Genomic DNA, 17,727 nt, shown 5'->3' with positions numbered 1-17,727 from the left:
AATGAACGGAATTTTACGGATGCATGGGGTGAAGCTCTTCACCGGAGCTGCGGTTTCGGTCCTGCTGATGGCGTTGGCCGCGTCGACGCCTGCCTTGGCGGACACGATCGAGGGCGCGTTGGTGCGCGCCTATCAGAACAATCCGCAGCTCAACGCACAGCGCGCCCAGGTGCGCTCGACCGACGAAAACGTGCCGCAGGCCTTGTCGGGCTACCGGCCCAAAGTTTCGCTGACGGCGAGTGGCGGCTATCAATACCAGGATCAGCAGAGCTCGGTGGGGAGTGCCCCGTTCCACGGGCCCACGGCGCCCCGCAGCGTCGGCGTGACCGCCTCGCAGACGCTCTATAATGGCAACATCACCGGCAACCGGACGCGCGCCGCGGAGAGCCAGGTTTCCGGTGCCCGCGAAGCGCTGCGCAGCCTCGATCAGAGCGTGCTGCTCCAGGCTGCCACGACCTACATGGACTATCTTCGCGATGCTGCGACGCTCGAAGTCCAGCGCAGCAACGTGCGCGTGCTCGAGCAGACGCTGAAGCAGACGCGCGATCGCTTCAACGTCGGCGAAGTGACGCGGACCGACGTCGCGCAATCGGAAGCGCAGCTGGCTGCCGGCAGGACGCAGGCACTCACCGCCGAAGCGAATCTCAACACGACGCGCGCGAACTTCCGCCGCGTCATCGGCAACGAGCCGGTGAACCTCGCGCCGGGCTCGCCGGTCGACCGGTACCTGCCTCCGACGCTCGCCGCGGCCGTCGAGCTCGGCCTGATCGAGAATCCCAACGTCACGGCCGCAATGTTTGGCATCGACGTCAATTATTTGCAGGTCAAGGTCGCCGAAGGTGCGCTGCTGCCGACGGTTACGCTGCAGCTTAACGCCACGCGTGCGGACGAGCAGTCCCTGATTCAATTCAGGTCAAACAGCGCATCCGCTATCGCGCAGGCCAATTGGCAGCTCTATGACGGCGGCAATCAATATTCGCTGATCCGCCAGTCCAAGGAAAACCTGGCGCAGCAGCGTCTCAATCTCGAAACGACTCGCGATCAGGCTCGTGCGACCGTCGTGCAGTGGTGGGGCTCGTTGCAGGCCGGCAAGGCGCAGGTGCAATCCGCGCAGGCGCAGGTGACGGCGTCCGAGATCGCGCTGAACGGCGTGCGCGAAGAAGCCAAGGCCGGTCAGCGCACCACCCTCGACGTGCTCAACGCGCAGCAGGCGCTGGTCAATGCGCGAGTCGCATTGGTTACCGCGCAGCATGACCGGGTCGTTGCATCTTATAACGTTCTGTCCGCCGTCGGCCGTCTGTCGCCGCAGGTGCTCGGCCTTGGGACCTCGGTTTACGATCCCAGCGTGCACTACCACCAGGTCCGCGACAGCTGGGCCGGCGTGCGTACGCCCGACGGACGCTGATTGCCGCAATCAGGTCGGCCTCGCGAATAGCCGAGGCCGACCGGCGGTTTGCTTGCAATCGTCAAATTCCCTGACATAGCCTTGCCAAGAAGTTGCGGGTCGATTCGCCCGTACCCGACGTCGTTTGCGCAAAGGTCGGGTGCCGGGGATAGGGCGCACGGCCGTACGTTGCGCCGTGATCTGGGGACAAGTCTGGCTGTCACGATGAAAATGTCGGGCCGCCGGTCCGGAACCGGCCAATCCTGGCGCGCTTGGTGTAAAATAACGCATGCGAGGGCGTTGAGGATGTGGAGTCGGAGATGACGCAGCCTGCAAAGGTCACAGAACCCTCGATGGAGGAGATTCTGGCCTCGATCCGGCGCATCATTGCCGACGACGAGGCCAAGCCGCCGCCGGCCGAGGCCGCGAAGCCCGCGCCTGCGCCCGCAGCGCCTGCGCCAAAGCCCCAGGCGATGAACGACATTCCGCCATCGAAGGTCGCGCCGCCTGCGAAGCCGGCTGCCGAGAAACCTGCGCCGCCGCCCGCCGCCAAGCCGGCGCCGCCTCCACCGCCTGCGGCGGCCGAATCCAACAACCAGGACGATATCGACGCGCTGCTGGCCGGGCTCGATAGTGCGACCGCCGCACCCGAGATGCGCGCGCCCGAACCGGAGCCTGAGCCCGAATCTGACGTTCTCGAACTGACCGACGAGATGGCGGTCGAGGTTCCCGAGCCGACACCGGCTCCGCCGCCGCCGAGCTTTCGCAGGGTCGAGCCGCGCGATGATCTCGAATTCGCCGAATCGGCGCCGCCACCCCGTCCTGCGCCGCCGCCGTCATATGCGCCGGTGGACTTCGATGCCCCGCCGCTGCCGCCGCAGCAGCCGATCCTGGCGCAAACGACGGTCTCGGCGGTCGAATCCGCTTTCAACTCCCTGGCCCACACGGTGCTCAGCAGCAACGCGCGGACGCTGGAGGACCTGGTCAAGGAGATGCTGCGCCCGATGCTGAAGTCCTGGCTCGACGATAACCTGCCGGGGCTCGTTGAACGCATTGTGAAGGCCGAAATCGAGCGAGTCTCGCGCGGCGGCCGTTGACCTTTTCGTTTGACTTGGCCCCCGCGCGCGGCTTTCTAGCAGCCCCATGATCGAGAAAAATTACCAGCCCGCCGATATCGAATCACGCATGTCCGTCGTCTGGGAGGACAGCCTTGCGTTCAAGGCCGGTCGCCCCGACCGCCGCGACGCGGTGCCTTTCACCATCGTGATCCCGCCGCCGAACGTGACGGGCTCGTTGCATATGGGCCACGCGCTCAACAACACGCTCCAGGACATCCTGTGCCGCTTCGAGCGGATGCGCGGCCGCGACGTGCTGTGGCAGCCCGGCACCGACCACGCCGGCATCGCCACCCAGATGGTGGTCGAGCGGCAGCTGATGGAGCGCCAGCAGCCCGGCCGCCGCGAGATGGGCCGCGAGAAGTTTCTCGAGCGGGTCTGGCAGTGGAAGGCCGAGAGCGGCGACACCATCATCAACCAGCTCAAGCGGCTCGGCGCCTCCTGCGACTGGTCGCGCGAGCGCTTCACCATGGACGAGGGCCTGTCGAAGGCCGTCGTCAAGGTGTTCGTCGAACTTCATCGCGACGGCCTGATCTACAAGGACAAGCGGCTGGTGAACTGGGACACCAAGCTGCTCACCGCGATCTCCGATCTCGAAGTGCAGCAGACCGAGGTCAAGGGCCACCTCTGGTATCTGCGCTATCCGATCGAGGGCAAGACGTTCAGCCCGGACGATCCGGCGAGCTTCATCGTCGTCGCCACCACGCGGCCCGAGACCATGCTCGGCGATACCGGCGTCGCCGTGCATCCCGATGACGAGCGCTATCAGAAGCTCGTCGGCAAGCACATCATCCTGCCGCTGGTCGGCCGCAAGGTGCAGATTGTCGCCGACGACTATTCCGATCCGGAAAAGGGGTCGGGCGCGGTCAAGGTGACACCGGCGCACGACTTCAACGATTTCGAGGTCGGCAAGCGCCACGGCCTGCGCCAGATCAGCGTGCTCGACAAGGAAGGCTGCCTCGATCTCCTCGACAACGAGGATTACCTGCGCGACCTGCCAGAGGGCGCCGCGCAATTTGCCGAGGAGTTTCATAAGGTCGACCGCTTCGCAGCGCGCAAGCGCATCGTCGAGCGGCTGGAAGCATTCGGCTTCGTCGAGCGCATCGAGCCGCACACCCATACGGTGCCGCACGGCGATCGCTCCGGTACCGTGATCGAGCCGTATCTCACCGATCAGTGGTATGTCGACGCCAAGACGCTGGCAAAGCCGGCGACGGCGGCGGTGCGTTCGGGCGAAACCAGCTTCGTACCGAAGAACTGGGAAAAGACCTATTTCGAGTGGATGGAGAACATCCAGCCCTGGTGCATTTCGCGCCAGCTCTGGTGGGGCCACCAGATCCCGGCCTGGTACGGTCCGGACGGCAAGGTCTTCGTCGCCGAGACCGAGGAAGAGGCCGTCAGCCACGCGCTCGGCTATTACGTCGAACAGGAGGTCATCACGGCCGAGCAGGGGCGCGAGATGGCGCTCGACCGCAACAAGCGCGAAGGCTTCATCACCCGCGACGAGGACGTGCTCGACACCTGGTTCTCCTCGGCGCTGTGGCCGTTCTCGACGCTGGGCTGGCCCGACGCTACGCCGGAGGTGCAGCGTTACTATCCGACCAATGTGCTCGTCACCGGTTTCGACATCATCTTCTTCTGGGTCGCCCGCATGATGATGATGGGACTGCACTTCATGAAGGAGGTGCCGTTCTCGACCATCTACATCCACGCCCTCGTCCGTGACGAGAAGGGCGCCAAGATGTCGAAGTCGAAGGGCAACGTGATCGATCCGCTGCACCTGATCGATGAATACGGCGCCGACGCGCTGCGCTTCACGCTGGCCGCGATGGCGGCACAGGGGCGCGATATCAAGCTCGCGACCAGCCGCGTCGAGGGCTATCGCAATTTCGCAACCAAGCTCTGGAACGCCTGCCGGTTCGCGGAGATGAACCACTGCGCGGTGCCCGATGGTTTCGAGCCGGCGAAGGCGAAGCAGACGCTGAACCGCTGGATCGCGCATGAGAGCGCGCACACCACGCGCGAGGTGACTGAGGCGATCGAAGCCTACCGCTTCAACGATGCCGCCGGTGCGATCTACCGCTTCGTCTGGAACGTCTATTGCGACTGGTATGTCGAGCTCGCAAAGCCCGTGTTGCTCGGCCCTGACGGTCCGGCCAAGGCCGAGACCCGCGCCATGGTCGCCTGGGCCCGCGACGAGATCTTGAAGCTCCTGCACCCCTTCATGCCCTTCATCACCGAAGAGCTGTGGGAGGTGACGGCCAAGCGTGAAGAGCTGCTCGCGCTGGCACAGTGGCCGCTGAAGCCGTCCGGGCCGACGCCGGAGCAGCTTGCGATGCTCGCAGCGGCGACGGGGCCGACCGAGTCTCTCGTCTCGCCAATGTTGGTCATGCCGATCTTCGACCACGCCGACTTCACGGATCCGAAGGCGGAAGCCGAGATCGGCTGGGTGATCGACCTGATCACGCAAATCCGTTCGGTGCGCGCCGAGATGAACATTGCGCCGGCAACGCTGACGGCGCTGGTGCTGGTCGGCGCTTCCGCCGAAACCAAGGAGCGCGCGCCGCGCTGGATTGACGTCATCAAGCGCATGGCGCGGCTGTCCGACATCTCCTTCGGCGATCGCGCGCCTGACGGCGCGGTTCAGCTGCTGGTGCGCGGCGAGGTCGCCGCGCTACCGCTGAAGGGCGTGATCGACGTCGCCGCCGAGAGCGCGCGCCTCGACAAGGAGGTCGCCAAGGCCGACGCCGACATCAAGCGCGCCGAATCCAAGCTGGCGAACGAGAAGTTCGTGGCCAACGCAGCCGAAGAGGTCGTCGAGGAAGAGCGCGAAAAGCGCGAGGCGGCGCTGGCGCGCAAGGCGAAGTTGCTGGAGGCGCTGGAGCGGCTGAAGCAGGCGTCTTAATGACGCTCACTTCGGAAACGGCTTGCTGAGGAATTTCGAGCCCTTGACGCCGTAGCGCCAGGGCAGTTCGGCCGCCTTGGTGATGCCGATCCGGATGCCGATAGCCGCCTCGACCTCCACCGTCCGCGCATGCAGCGCGATCGGCGGCCGGTCCAAGGGCAGGCCATTGTGGGCGATGGTGATACCGAGCGCTTCGGTCAGTTTGCCCGGGCCCGAGCACAGCGCGTGCACATTGTCCGCATGGCGGCGACGACGCATCGCGGCGATACCATGGGTCGGCTCCAGTGCGCGGATCAGCACCGCACTGGCCGAGCCTGCCTCCTCGCAGACGAAATTCACGCACCAATGGATGCCATAGGATCGGTAGACATAGGCAAAGCCGGGCGGGCCGAACATCACCTGGTTCCGCGGCGTCGGGCCGCGATAAGAGTGCGCCGCCGGGTCGGTATGATGATAGGCCTCGACCTCGACGATAATCCCACCGACGCCGTCGATCAGCAGGGTCGCGCCGATCAGGTCGGGCGCGACCTCGTGGACGCTGCGCGCGAAAAAGGCACGCTTCAGCGGCTTGCCGAGCCGTGATGTGGAAGCGTTCGAGCTTGATGGTTTTCTTGGAGCCATTCGAGGTAAGAATCGCCAGAGAACAGAGCAGGATATTGCCCATATCTGCCATGTTCCCTGAAGCTGGGCGAGCGGGTTGCGATGGCGTGCGAGACCGACTAGGTAGGACCTGAACAGACCGGACACCCCATGGTCGTTATTGTCGACACCATCTCGAACCCGTTGCGCCCGCGCCACCCTGAAAAGGTGAACCGGCCCGATTCCGCTTCGCCGCCGAAACCGGACTGGATCCGCGTGCGCGCGCCGAACACCCGCGGCTATGCCGACACCCGCAACATCGTGCGGGCCAACGGCCTGCATACGGTGTGCGAGGAGGCGGGCTGCCCGAACATCGGCGAGTGCTGGGACAAGAAGCACGCGACCTTCATGATCATGGGTGACACCTGCACCCGCGCCTGCGCCTTCTGCAACGTCAAGACCGGCATGCCTAATGCCCTCGATGCCGCCGAGCCGCACAATGTTGCCGAGGCCGTGGCCAAGCTGGGGCTCGCCCACGTCGTCATCACCTCGGTCGACCGCGACGATCTCGCTGATGGTGGCGCCGAGCATTTCGCCCAGACCATCCGCGCGATCCGCGCCGCGTGCCCCTCGACCACGATCGAGATTTTGACGCCCGACTTCCTGCGCAAGGAGGGCGCGCTCGAAATCGTCGTCACGGCGAGGCCGGACGTCTTCAACCACAATCTCGAGACCGTACCGTCGCGCTATCTCACGGTGCGGCCCGGCGCGCGCTATTTCCATTCGATCCGGCTGCTGCAGCGGGTCAAGGAGCTCGACCCCACGACCTTCACCAAGTCCGGCATCATGGTTGGCCTCGGCGAGGAGCGCCACGAAGTGCAGCAGGTGATGGACGATCTGCGTTCGGCCGACGTCGACTTCCTGACCATCGGCCAGTATCTCCAGCCGACCCGCAAGCATCACGCCGTGATGCGCTACGTGCCACCGGACGAGTTTTCGTCCTACGAAAAGGTCGCCTACACCAAGGGCTTCCTGATGGTGTCGGCGAGCCCGCTCACCCGCTCGTCGCATCATGCCGGCGAGGACTTTGCGAGACTAAAGGCAGCGCGGGCCGCGGTCGCGCGCTGAACTCACATGCACCGAGTTTCGAGCAAGCACCGCGTCAACCACAGCGCGTCCGAGATGTTCGATCTGGTCGCCGACGTCGAGCGCTACCCGGAATTCGTGCCGCTGTGCAGCGCGCTGAAAGTCCGCCAGCGGATGGCGAAGCCCGACGGCACCGAAGTGCTGATCGCCGACATGACGGTGTCGTTCAAGCTGGTCAAGGAATCCTTCACCAGCCGGGTGACGCTCGACCGCGCCAATCTCAAGATCCTGGTCGAATATCTGCAAGGCCCGTTTAGCAATCTCGAAAACCGCTGGACGTTCGAGCCGAAAGGCGATGACGTCTGCGACGTCGGCTTTTTCCTGGCCTACGAGTTCCGGAGCCGCATGCTGGCGCTGCTGATGGGCTCGATGTTCGACGCCGCGTTCGCGCGCTTTTCCGCGGCCTTCGAGAAGCGGGCAGATGCGATCTACGGGCGACGGAAGCTGGCATCGTCGTAGCGGGCGACGGGACTTCAGCCCCGCGGCAGCCGCGGCGGCCTCCGCTTTACGGCATGCCGGCGCGGCGAGCGCGTCACGCGCGGCCGCAAACGGCTGGCGGCTTCGCGGCGCGGCTTGACCGAGGCTTGCGGGCCGCGGGCGAGGTCCATCAGCATGCGCAGCGCCTCGGCCACGGAACGGGCGCGCACGGCGCTGCGGCCGATCGCGCCGAAACGATGTTCGCGGTGAACAATGCGGCCGTCGCGGGCGGCAACGGCGAAATGAACGAGGCCGACCGGCTTGCCGGGCGTGGCGCCGCCGGGACCGGCAATGCCGGTGATGGCAACCGCAAGGTCGACGCCGGCGCGCTCGAGCGCACCGACCGCCATCGCGATCGCGGTCTCCTTGCTGACCGCGCCGAAATTCGTCAGCGTGCTCGCCTCGACCCCTAACATCGCGCGCTTGGCATCATTGGAATAGGTGACGAAGCCGCGGTCGATCACGTCGGAAGAGCCGGGGATGTCGGTCAGCGCGCCGGCAACGAGGCCGCCGGTGCAGGACTCGGCCGTCGCGATCGTCAGCTTACGCATCCGGCACAGGTCGAGCAGCGAGCGGGAGAGGGCGCGTGCGTCGCTGCCGCCCATAGCTTTACACCTCCCAGGGCAGGCGAATGGTGGCGCTCGCGGTGGCCGCGATGCCTTCCTCGCGGCCGGTGAAGCCGAGCCGTTCGCTGGTGGTTGCCTTCACCGCGACGCGGGAGATGTCGACGCCGGAGATCTCGGCGATGCGCGCGCGCATGGTGTCGCGGAGCGGGCCGATCTTCGGCCGCTCGCAGATCAGTGTCACCTCGAGATTGGCGACGCGGCCGCCGCGCTGCGCGACACGATCGATGGCGTATTTCAGGAACTGGTCGGAGGAGGCGCCCTTCCACTTCACGTCGCTCGGCGGGAAGTGCGAGCCGATATCGCCGTCGGCGAGCGCGCCGAGAATCGCGTCGACCAACGCATGCAGGCCGACATCGCCGTCGGAATGGGCCAGAAAACTCTTGGTGTGCGGCACGCGCACGCCGCAGATCATGACGTGGTCGCCTTCGCCCAAGGCGTGCACATCGTAGCCGGTGCCGGTTCTGATATCGCCGAGCAGGCTGGCCAGACGCGCTTCCTCGCGCACGAAATCCTCGGGGGTGGTGAGTTTCATATTGGCAACATCGCCTTCAAAGGTTGCAACCGTCAATCCCGCCCATTCGGCGATCGCCGCGTCATCGGTGAAATCGCTGCGTCTGTCCTTCGCCGCGCGACGATGCGCCTCGAGGATGACGTTGAAACGAAAGGATTGCGGCGTCTGCGCGATTCGCAGCCGCGCCCGGTCCGGTGTGTCCTCCACATTGCCGCCCTCGCCCGTGAGCTTGATGGTGTCGGTGACGGCAATGGTGGGGATCGCGGCGCCGGTGCGGCTGGCCGCCTCGATCGCGCGCGAAATCAAGCCTTCCGAGACGAAGGGCCGCGCGGCGTCGTGGATCAGGACGATGTCGGGCTTGTGGCTGGCCAGCGCTTCGAGACCGGCGAGTACTGACGCCTGACGGGTCGCGCCGCCACTGGTCGGCGGTTCGTGCTTCAATCCTGCGACCGCTACCGTGAACATGGCACTATCGTCGGGGTTCACCACCGGCTGCACCACTGACACGTCGGGATGGCGGCTGAAGGCTTCCATGGCGCGATAGATCACAGGCCGGCCGCCGATCGAGCGATATTGCTTCGGTCCGGCACCTGCGCGCAGGCCGCGTCCGGCTGCGACGAGAACAACTGCGGTGCGTTGTGATTTCGCCATAGGACTCAAATACTCAGTTCGTGATGAAGAGTCGGGAGTGGGTGATTGCCGGCAAGCCTCTAGCACGGCACGCCCGCAATAAAAGGGGTTTCCCCGGATTGTGGGAAACAGCATTTTGTTGCACTGCACTTGAAAGATTTTACAGAATTGTCTAAACTGTAGGCATGGCGCTTGACTGCACAAGAATTGTGCGCAAGATAGGTCATGGCAGACGCGATGAGGCCCTGCCCATTAACGAGATCATTGTGACCGGCTCGGCAAGATCAGGCTCTAAGCCGTTGAAAATAGGCGATATTGATGTCGCCACCCCGGTCTTCCTGGCGCCGATGTCGGGGGTGACTGACTCGCCCGTCCGGCGGCTGAACGCCGAGCTGGGGGCCGGTCTGGTCGTCTCCGAAATGACCGCCAGTGACGAACTCGTCAATGGCCATGCGATGTCGCGTTTGCGCTGCGAAGCGACCGGCGTCGGTCCGCATGTGGTTCAGCTGGCCGGCTGTGAGGCGCACTGGATGGCAGAGGGCGCCCGGATCGCGGAAGCCGAAGGCGCCGACATCATCGACATCAACATGGGTTGTCCGGCCCGTCATGTCACCGGCGGCCAGTCTGGCTCGGCGCTGATGCGCGATCTCGACCATGCCGTCAGCCTGATCGACGCGACCATCGCAGCGGTGAAAGTGCCGGTGACGCTGAAGATGCGGCTCGGCTGGGACGACCGCAGCCGCAATGCGCCGGAACTGGCGCGACGCGCGGAAGCCGCCGGCGTCAAGCTCGTCACCGTGCACGGCCGCACCCGCTGCCAGTTCTACAAGGGTGAGGCCGATTGGGATGCGATCCGCGCGGTGCGCGAGGCGATCTCCGTGCCGCTCGTCGTCAACGGCGACATCACCTCATACGAGAAGGCGCTCGCGGCACTCGATGCCTCCGGCGCCGACGCCGTGATGATCGGCCGCGGCGCGCAAGGCCAGCCGTGGTTGCCCGGCCAGATCGGCCGGCGCCTGAACGGCGGGGCGGCCGAAGCCGCGCCGTCGCTCGAGGCGCAGCTTGGCTATGTCCGCACGCTCTATGAGGGCGTTTGCGCGCTTTACGGCCTGCGCATCGGGCTGCGGCATGCGCGAAAGCATCTCGGCTGGGCGCTCGACGTTGCGGCCGACGCGAGCCGTGCCCCGGCGGAGAAGCTGAAAGCCTGGCGCCAGAAGATTCTCACCTCGGAGGATCCGCGCCTCGTTCACCGGTCACTGCAAGATGCCTTCGACGACTTCGCATGGAGCGCTGCTGCATGAGCTCGGCTGCTGAACATCGTCGGCCGCTTCCGTCCGACAGCGAGGCGATTTTGGACGCTCTTCCCAATCCCGTGCTCCTGATCGGGCCGGACGGCAAGATCGTCGCCGCCAACATCGCGACCGAAGCCTTTTTCGAGATATCGACGCAATTCCTGAAGCGGCAGTCGCTGAAGGAATTGGTGCCATTCGGCAGTCCCTTGTTGGCGCTGATCGATCAGGTGCGTTCGTCGAATTCTCCGGTCAACGAATACAAGGTCGATCTCGGCACACCGCGCATGGGCGGCGACCGCCAGGTCGATCTGCATGTGGCGCCGCTGACGGAGCGGCCTGGCCACATCGTGGTGATGCTCCAGGAGCGCACCATCGCCGACAAGATGGACCGCCAGCTCACCCATCGCAGCGCCGCGCGCTCGGTGATCGCGCTCGCCGCGATGCTGGCGCATGAGATCAAGAATCCGCTGTCCGGTATCCGCGGCGCGGCCCAGCTGCTTGAACAGCAGGCTTCGTCCGAAGACCGCATGCTGACCCGGCTGATCTGCGACGAAGCCGACCGCATCGTGACGCTGGTCGACCGCATGGAGGTGTTCGGCGACGAACGTCCCGTGGTGCGCGGTCCCGTCAACATCCATTCGGTGCTCGATCACGTCAAGCGGCTGGCGCAATCCGGCTTTGCCCGCAATATCCGTTTCGTCGAGGACTACGATCCCTCGCTGCCGCCGGTGCTGGCGAACCAGGACCAACTGATCCAGGTGTTCCTCAATCTCGTCAAGAACGCCGCCGAAGCCCTGATCGACGTTCCCGACGGCGAGATCCAGCTCACCACTGCGTTTCGCCCTGGCGTGCGCCTGTCAGTCCCCGGTCAAAAATCCCGGGTATCCCTGCCGCTTGAATTCTGCGTCAAGGACAACGGACCAGGCGTGCCCGACGATCTTCTGTCCAACCTGTTCGATCCCTTCGTAACCACCAAGCAGACCGGCAGCGGTCTAGGCCTGGCGCTGGTCGCAAAAATCGTCGGCGATCACGGGGGCATCATCGAATGCGAATCTCAGCCGCGCAAGACCACCTTTCGCGTGCTGATGCCGATGTACTCGACATCGGTCAAACATGCCGATCACAGCAGTCGCGACGGCTCTGCCGGGAAGTCGTCGTCTGCATCACAGGGGGCAAAATGAGGATTAACAATGCCCGCAGGTAGCATTCTCGTTGCAGATGACGATACCGCCATCCGCACGGTTCTCAATCAGGCGCTTTCCCGCGCCGGCTATGAAGTCAGGCTCACCGGCAATGCCGCAACACTTTGGCGCTGGGTCAGCCAGGGGGAGGGCGATCTGGTCATCACCGACGTGGTGATGCCGGATGAAAACGCCTTCGATCTGCTGCCGCGGATCAAGAAGATGCGGCCGAACTTGCCGGTCATCGTCATGAGCGCGCAAAACACCTTCATGACGGCGATCCGTGCTTCGGAGCGCGGCGCGTACGAATACCTGCCAAAGCCCTTCGACCTGAAGGAGCTGATCGCCATCGTCGGTCGCGCGCTCGCCGAGCCGAAGGAGCGGACCTCGACGCCGGACGAAGACGCCGAGATGGAGGCGATCCCGCTGGTCGGCCGTTCGCCGGCGATGCAGGAAATCTACCGCGTGCTGGCGCGTCTGATGCAGACCGACCTCACCGTGATGATCACGGGCGAGTCCGGCACTGGCAAGGAACTGGTGGCGCGCGCGCTGCACGATTACGGCAAGCGCCGTAACGGTCCGTTCGTCGCGGTCAACATGGCGGCGATCCCGCGCGACCTGATCGAGTCCGAGCTGTTCGGCCATGAGCGCGGCGCGTTCACCGGCGCCAACACCCGCGCCTCCGGTCGGTTCGAGCAGGCCGAGGGCGGCACGTTGTTCCTCGACGAAATCGGCGACATGCCGATGGAGGCGCAAACCCGCCTGCTGCGCGTGCTCCAGCAGGGCGAATACACCACCGTTGGCGGCCGCACACCGATCAAGACCGACGTGCGCATCGTCGCGGCTTCCAACAAGGATCTGCGCGTTCTGATCCAGCAGGGTCTGTTCCGCGAGGATTTGTTCTTCCGCCTCAACGTCGTGCCGCTGCGGCTGCCGCCGCTGCGCGAACGCATCGAGGACCTGCCGGATCTCATCCGTCACTTCTTCGCACTGGCCGAGAAGGACGGTCTGCCGCCGAAGAAGCTCGACTCGCTGGCGCTGGAGCGACTGAAGCAGCATCGCTGGCCGGGCAATGTGCGCGAGCTCGAAAACCTGGCGCGGCGCCTCGCGGCACTCTACCCGCAGGACGTGATCACCGCCTCGGTGATCGACGGCGAACTGGCACCGCCCTCGGTCAGCCCGGGGGCTGCGGTCCAGCAGGGCGTCGACAATCTCGGCGGCGCTGTGGAGGCGTACCTGTCCTCGCACTTCCAGGGCTTTCCGAACGGTGTGCCGCCGCCCGGGCTCTATCACCGCATCCTCAAGGAGATCGAGGTGCCGCTGCTCACGGCAGCTCTCGCGGCCACCCGCGGCAACCAGATCCGCGCCGCCGACCTGCTCGGCCTCAACCGCAACACGCTTCGGAAGAAGATCCGGGATCTCGATATCCAGGTGTACCGGAGCGGGGGCTAGCTGTCCCGGAACGGTGGCTCAGCTCCCCCTACCAAAGCGGAGCTGAGCCTGTCCGGATGCGCTGGCCGTTGTGGCTGACGCGGTGAACCCAAGTCTGGACAGCGCTGAAATGTTCCGTACGAATGGCTTGATCGGCCGCCGATCGGCCTCGAACTCATCTGCTAGGCCGGCCCGACGGTGGCAGGACGTAGGCCACGTCCATCGACGGTTGGTGTAGAGCGGGCCCGTTGACCAAGAGGTCCGCAGCCACGATCAGCAGCAGAACGGCGGAAACCATCACCGCAAGGAAGAACCTCTGCATAGGGGACAAGCCGCAACGGTGGAAAACCGTTCCAGCTGGCCGCTGAAACGCCTGTGGACGCGGCGGCCCGCCGCGACGGAGGCGCCGCGGAATTGTCGCAATTCGGCAACATTGTGGTAGGAATACATCAGTACCCGCCGCTTGCGGATCCCCGTTTTCAGCACCTCATTGCCGGAATGACCAGCGCAGATCCCTCGGCCGCATCCTTTGACACGGCCCCAGCCGAAGAGCACCGGCGCTGGTCGCTGCGGCGCTGGCTGGCGCCTTTTGCCGTGGCGCTGGCGCTGCTGTCGGCCTTCCTGACCTTCTTGGTCCTGACCGGGCTGACGAATATCGACCCCACGCCGGAGGTTGTCCGGACCCTCTATCTGATCAATGCGGCCACGATCCTGCTTCTGGTCGGGATCATCGTTCGCGAACTCTGGCAGCTGATCCTGGCGCGACGGCGGGGCCGGGCGGCGGCACGCCTGCATGTCCAGATCGTCAGCCTTTTCTCGATCGTGGCTGTGTTGCCGGCGGTGATGGTCGCGGTCGTTGCCAACGTCACCCTCGAGCGCGGCCTCGACCGGCTGTTCTCCGGGCCGACCAAGGAGGTGATCCAGAATTCGCTGACGATCGCGCGGGCCTACATGCAGGATCATGCGCAGCTGATCCGCGGCGACATTCTCGGCATGGCCAACGACATCGCCCACGCCCGGCCGCTCTACGACCAGGATCGCCAGTCGTTTCGCGAACTGCTGGCGGCCAGCGCCAGCTCCCGCAACCTGCCGGGGGCGATGATCATCGACAAGAACACCAACATCCTGGAATCCGCCGACACCGGCATGCGGCTCGCCTATTCGCCGCCTGCACCGGACTTCCTCAGCAACGTCAACGAGTCCGAGCCCGAGATCGCCGTGCTGCCGGACGCCAGCTTCGTCGCCGCGGTGATCCGGCTGCGGGCGTTCAGCGACACTTTCCTCTATGTGGCGCGGCCGCTTGATCCGAACGTCGTCAATCAGCTCAAGCAGACCGAGGTCAGCGTCGCCGAATATGCCCAGATCGAGTCGCGCCGGCTCGGCATCCAGGTCGCCTTCGCGCTGATGTTCGCGGTGATCGCGCTGACCATCCTGATGGCATCCGTGCTGATCGGCCTGAACTTCGCCAACTCGCTGGTGGCGCCGATCCGGCGGCTGATGAACGCGGCCCACACGGTCTCGACCGGCGACCTCAACGTCAAGGTGCCGGTGCACCAGTCGGAAGGCGATCTTGCGCAATTGGGTGAGACCTTCAACAAGATGACGCAGGAGTTGCGCAGCCAGCGCGACGAGCTCGTCAATGCCAGCGATCTCATCGACAGCCGACGCCGATTCATCGAGGCCGTGCTGTCCTCGGCGAGCGCCGGCATCATCGGTGTCGACACGTCGGGCAGCGTCGGCATCCTCAACCGATCCGCCGAGAAGCTGATCGGGCACTCCGAAGCAGAGACGCTCGGCCATCCGCTCTCCGACGTCCTGCCCGAGCTCGACGAGATGATGAAGGCGGCGCGGGAAGGGACCCAGCGCCTGGTGCAGGGCCAGATCACGATCACGCGCGACGGGCAGGAGCGCAATCTGTCGGTCCGCGTCAGTGCCGAGAAGACCAGTCAGCCGCACGATAGCTACATCATCACGCTCGACGACATCACCGACCTCGTCTCGGCACAGCGGACCTCGGCCTGGGGCGACGTGGCGCGCCGCATCGCGCACGAGATCAAGAACCCGCTGACCCCGATCCAGCTCTCGGCCGAGCGCATCCGCCGCAAGTTCGGCAAGTCCATCACCGAGGAGAAGGACAAGCAGATCTTCGAGCAGTGCACCGACACCATCGTGCGCCAGGTCGACGACATCCGCCGCATGGTCGACGAGTTCTCGCGCTTCGCGCGCATGCCGAAGCCGGTGATGGAGGGCGAGGACGTCGCCGACACCGTGCGGCAGGCGGTATTCCTGATGAAGGTCGCCCATCCCGAGATCGATATCGAGGCTGAATTCAAGGAGGATCCGCTGCGCGCCCAGTTCGACCGGCGGCTGATCTCGCAGGCGGTCACCAACATCGTCAAGAATGCCGCCGAGGCGATCGAGCAGGTCCCGCCGGAGGAGCTCGGCAGGGACAACGGCAAGGGTCGCATCGACGTCGTGGTGTCGCGCCAAGGCGAGGACGTGCTGATCGACGTCATCGACAATGGTATCGGCCTGCCCAAGGTCGCGCGCTCGCGTCTGCTCGAGCCGTATGTCACGACGCGCGCCAAGGGCACTGGCCTCGGGCTTGCAATCGTCGGCCGCGTGCTGGAAGACCATGGCGGCCGCATCGAGCTGAAGGACGCCTCCGACTTCCGCGAAGGCCAGCGCGGCGCCTGGATGCGGATGCGCTTTGCGATCTCCGGCCATCCCGCCAAGGCCGAGGCGGCCGAGCAGGCGCCGGCCGCCGGAGAAATGACCAAGGAAACGACGGAAGCGGTCACGGAGATCGCCAAGGACCCGGAAACAAAACAGGCGGCTGCCGGAACCAAAGAGCCGGAAGAAAAGACCAATGATTCAACGAAGATCGAAGCCTCAACAGGCCTCTGACAAGACAGGCGCGACCCATGGCTAGTGAAATTCTGATTGTCGACGATGAGGCCGATATTCGGGATCTCGTTGCGGGCATTCTCGAAGACGAGGGGTTCGTCACCCGGACCGCGCGCGACAGCGACACGGCGCTGGCCGAGATCGCGAACCGCAGGCCGCATCTGGTGTTCCTCGACATCTGGCTCCAGGGCTCCAAGCTCGACGGCTTGCAACTGCTGGAGCAGGTCAAGAAGGACAATGCCGATCTGCCGGTGGTGATGATCTCCGGTCACGGCAACATCGAGACCGCGGTCGCAGCAATCAAGCGCGGCGCCTACGATTTCATCGAGAAGCCGTTCAAGGCCGACCGGCTGATCCTGGTCGCGACCAGGGCGCTGGAGAACTCGCGGCTCAAGCGCGAGGTCAAGGAACTGAAGCAGCTCGCACCGAGCGCAAGCTCGCTCGTCGGCCGCTCGCCCAGCATGAACCAGCTGCGCCAGACCATCGAGCGCGCGGCCAAGGCCAACAGCCGCATCCTGATCGTCGGCCCTGCCGGCGCCGGCAAGGAATTGACCGCGCGTACGCTGCATATGGCCTCGGGCCGCGCCGATGGCCCGTTCGTCGTGATCAACGCCGCCGCGATCACGCCCGAGCGCATGGAGCACGAGTTGTTCGGCGTCGAGCAGTCCAACGGCGAGCAGCCGCGAAAGCCGGGCGCGCTCGAGGAAGCCCATGGCGGCACGTTGTTCATCGACGAGATCGCGGACATGCCGCGTGAGACCCAGAACAAGATCCTGCGCGTGCTGGTCGAGCAGTCGTTCCAACGTGTCGGCGGCGCCGGCAAGGTGCAAGTCGACGTGCGCATCATCTCGTCCACCGCGCGCAACCTGGAGGAGGAGATCGCGGCGGGTCATTTCCGCGAGGACCTCTACCATCGCCTTTCGGTCGTGCCGATCCGCGTGCCGGCGCTGTCGGAGCGGCGCGAGGACATTCCGGAACTGATCGACTATTTCATGGAGCAGATTTCGGCCGGCAGCGGCCTGCCCAGGCGCCAGATCGGGCAGGATGCGATGGCAGTGCTGCAATCCCATGTCTGGCCGGGCAATGTGCGCCAGCTCCGCAACAACGTTGAAAGAGTCATGATTCTCGCCGCCGGCGGGCCGGAGGTGATCATCACCGCGGACATGCTGCCGCAGGACGTCGGCTCGATGGTGCCGGCGATGCCGACCAGCAACAATGGCGAGCACATCATGGGCCTGCCGCTGCGCGAGGCGCGCGAAGTGTTCGAGCGCGACTATTTGATTGCCCAGATCAGCCGTTTTTCAGGAAATATTTCTCGCACGGCGGAGTTCGTTGGCATGGAACGCTCGGCGTTGCACCGAAAGCTGAAGGCGCTCGGCGTCGGTTGACGACGCCACGCTGCAGCCACACCTGAGCATTGGGCGAGAAAAACCATCGATTTCCGTAGTTTTTCGGGGCAATACGGCGCGGGCTGGCGCGTGAAGCGGCTTGCCTAATAACCCGACCTGTCCTCTAATCGTGACGCTGTCCTTCCGAGGGGGAT

13 protein-coding genes are annotated in these 17,727 nt (G+C 65.1%); 10 read left to right on the top strand and 3 right to left on the bottom strand.

The window, feature by feature from the left end; genetic code table 11:
* The first annotated feature begins 19 nt into the window (after window positions 1–19).
* The 3 genes from GWG65_RS26645 to GWG65_RS26635 all read left to right on the top strand — a co-directional run bounded on the left by GWG65_RS26645 (window position 20) and on the right by GWG65_RS26635 (window position 5,404).
* Complete coding sequence (locus GWG65_RS26645) at window positions 20–1,405, top strand: TolC family outer membrane protein (RefSeq protein WP_275198534.1); 1,386 nt, start codon at window positions 20–22, stop codon at window positions 1,403–1,405.
* A gap of 299 nt (window positions 1,406–1,704) precedes the next feature.
* The gene (locus GWG65_RS26640; protein ID WP_275198533.1) at window positions 1,705–2,481 is read left to right on the top strand and encodes a DUF2497 domain-containing protein; all 777 of its coding nucleotides are present in this window, start codon (window positions 1,705–1,707) and stop codon (window positions 2,479–2,481) included.
* A 46-nt stretch (window positions 2,482–2,527) separates the two neighbouring features.
* A complete protein-coding gene (locus GWG65_RS26635) occupies window positions 2,528–5,404 on the top strand; it encodes a valine--tRNA ligase (protein ID WP_275198532.1) in 2,877 nt (958 codons plus the stop codon).
* A gap of 6 nt (window positions 5,405–5,410) precedes the next feature.
* Here the strand turns inward: GWG65_RS26635 and GWG65_RS26630 are convergent, their stop codons facing one another.
* The gene (locus GWG65_RS26630) at window positions 5,411–6,025 is read right to left on the bottom strand and encodes a DNA-3-methyladenine glycosylase (protein WP_275198531.1); all 615 of its coding nucleotides are present in this window, start codon (window positions 6,023–6,025) and stop codon (window positions 5,411–5,413) included.
* Window positions 6,026–6,154: 129 nt separating this feature from the next.
* Here GWG65_RS26630 and lipA point away from each other — a divergent pair, with 129 nt between their 5' ends.
* Complete coding sequence (lipA, locus tag GWG65_RS26625; protein ID WP_275198530.1) at window positions 6,155–7,111, top strand: lipoyl synthase; 957 nt, start codon at window positions 6,155–6,157, stop codon at window positions 7,109–7,111.
* A gap of 6 nt (window positions 7,112–7,117) precedes the next feature.
* The gene (locus GWG65_RS26620) at window positions 7,118–7,588 is read left to right on the top strand and encodes an SRPBCC family protein (protein WP_275198529.1); all 471 of its coding nucleotides are present in this window, start codon (window positions 7,118–7,120) and stop codon (window positions 7,586–7,588) included.
* A gap of 14 nt (window positions 7,589–7,602) precedes the next feature.
* Here GWG65_RS26620 and GWG65_RS26615 read toward each other — a convergent pair whose 3' ends face one another.
* Both GWG65_RS26615 and GWG65_RS26610 read right to left on the bottom strand, forming a co-directional pair.
* Window positions 7,603–8,211, bottom strand: a complete 609-nt coding sequence (locus tag GWG65_RS26615; protein WP_275198528.1) for a CinA family protein — start codon at window positions 8,209–8,211, stop codon at window positions 7,603–7,605.
* A 4-nt stretch (window positions 8,212–8,215) separates the two neighbouring features.
* Complete coding sequence (locus GWG65_RS26610; RefSeq protein WP_275198527.1) at window positions 8,216–9,394, bottom strand: bifunctional 2-C-methyl-D-erythritol 4-phosphate cytidylyltransferase/2-C-methyl-D-erythritol 2,4-cyclodiphosphate synthase; 1,179 nt, start codon at window positions 9,392–9,394, stop codon at window positions 8,216–8,218.
* 278 nt (window positions 9,395–9,672) lie between these two features.
* On the opposite strand from GWG65_RS26610, the gene dusB reads away from it, so the two are divergent.
* The 5 genes from dusB (at window position 9,673) to GWG65_RS26585 (ending at window position 17,572) form a co-directional block, all read left to right on the top strand.
* Window positions 9,673–10,674 carry a tRNA dihydrouridine synthase DusB gene (gene dusB, locus GWG65_RS26605; RefSeq protein ID WP_275198526.1) on the top strand — a complete coding sequence of 334 codons (1,002 nt, stop codon included), beginning with the start codon at window positions 9,673–9,675 and terminating at the stop codon, window positions 10,672–10,674.
* Complete coding sequence (locus tag GWG65_RS26600) at window positions 10,671–11,846, top strand: nitrogen regulation protein NR(II) (RefSeq protein ID WP_247382265.1); 1,176 nt, start codon at window positions 10,671–10,673, stop codon at window positions 11,844–11,846. Before dusB ends, GWG65_RS26600 begins: the two co-directional genes overlap by 4 nt.
* 9 nt (window positions 11,847–11,855) lie before the next feature.
* Window positions 11,856–13,298, top strand: a complete 1,443-nt coding sequence (gene ntrC / locus GWG65_RS26595; protein WP_148738455.1) for a nitrogen regulation protein NR(I) — start codon at window positions 11,856–11,858, stop codon at window positions 13,296–13,298.
* A gap of 477 nt (window positions 13,299–13,775) precedes the next feature.
* On the top strand, window positions 13,776–16,184 hold the full coding sequence (locus tag GWG65_RS26590) for a PAS domain-containing sensor histidine kinase (protein ID WP_275198525.1): 2,409 nt from the start codon (window positions 13,776–13,778) through the stop codon (window positions 16,182–16,184).
* Window positions 16,185–16,201: 17 nt separating this feature from the next.
* Window positions 16,202–17,572, top strand: a complete 1,371-nt coding sequence (locus GWG65_RS26585) for a sigma-54 dependent transcriptional regulator (RefSeq protein ID WP_275198524.1) — start codon at window positions 16,202–16,204, stop codon at window positions 17,570–17,572.
* The last annotated feature ends 155 nt before the right edge of the window (window positions 17,573–17,727 follow it).

It is taken from the genome of Bradyrhizobium sp. CSA207, from assembly GCF_029051685.1.
Lineage (GTDB): Bacteria > Pseudomonadota > Alphaproteobacteria > Rhizobiales > Xanthobacteraceae > Bradyrhizobium.
This window is presented reverse-complemented; position numbering and strand designations above follow the sequence as displayed.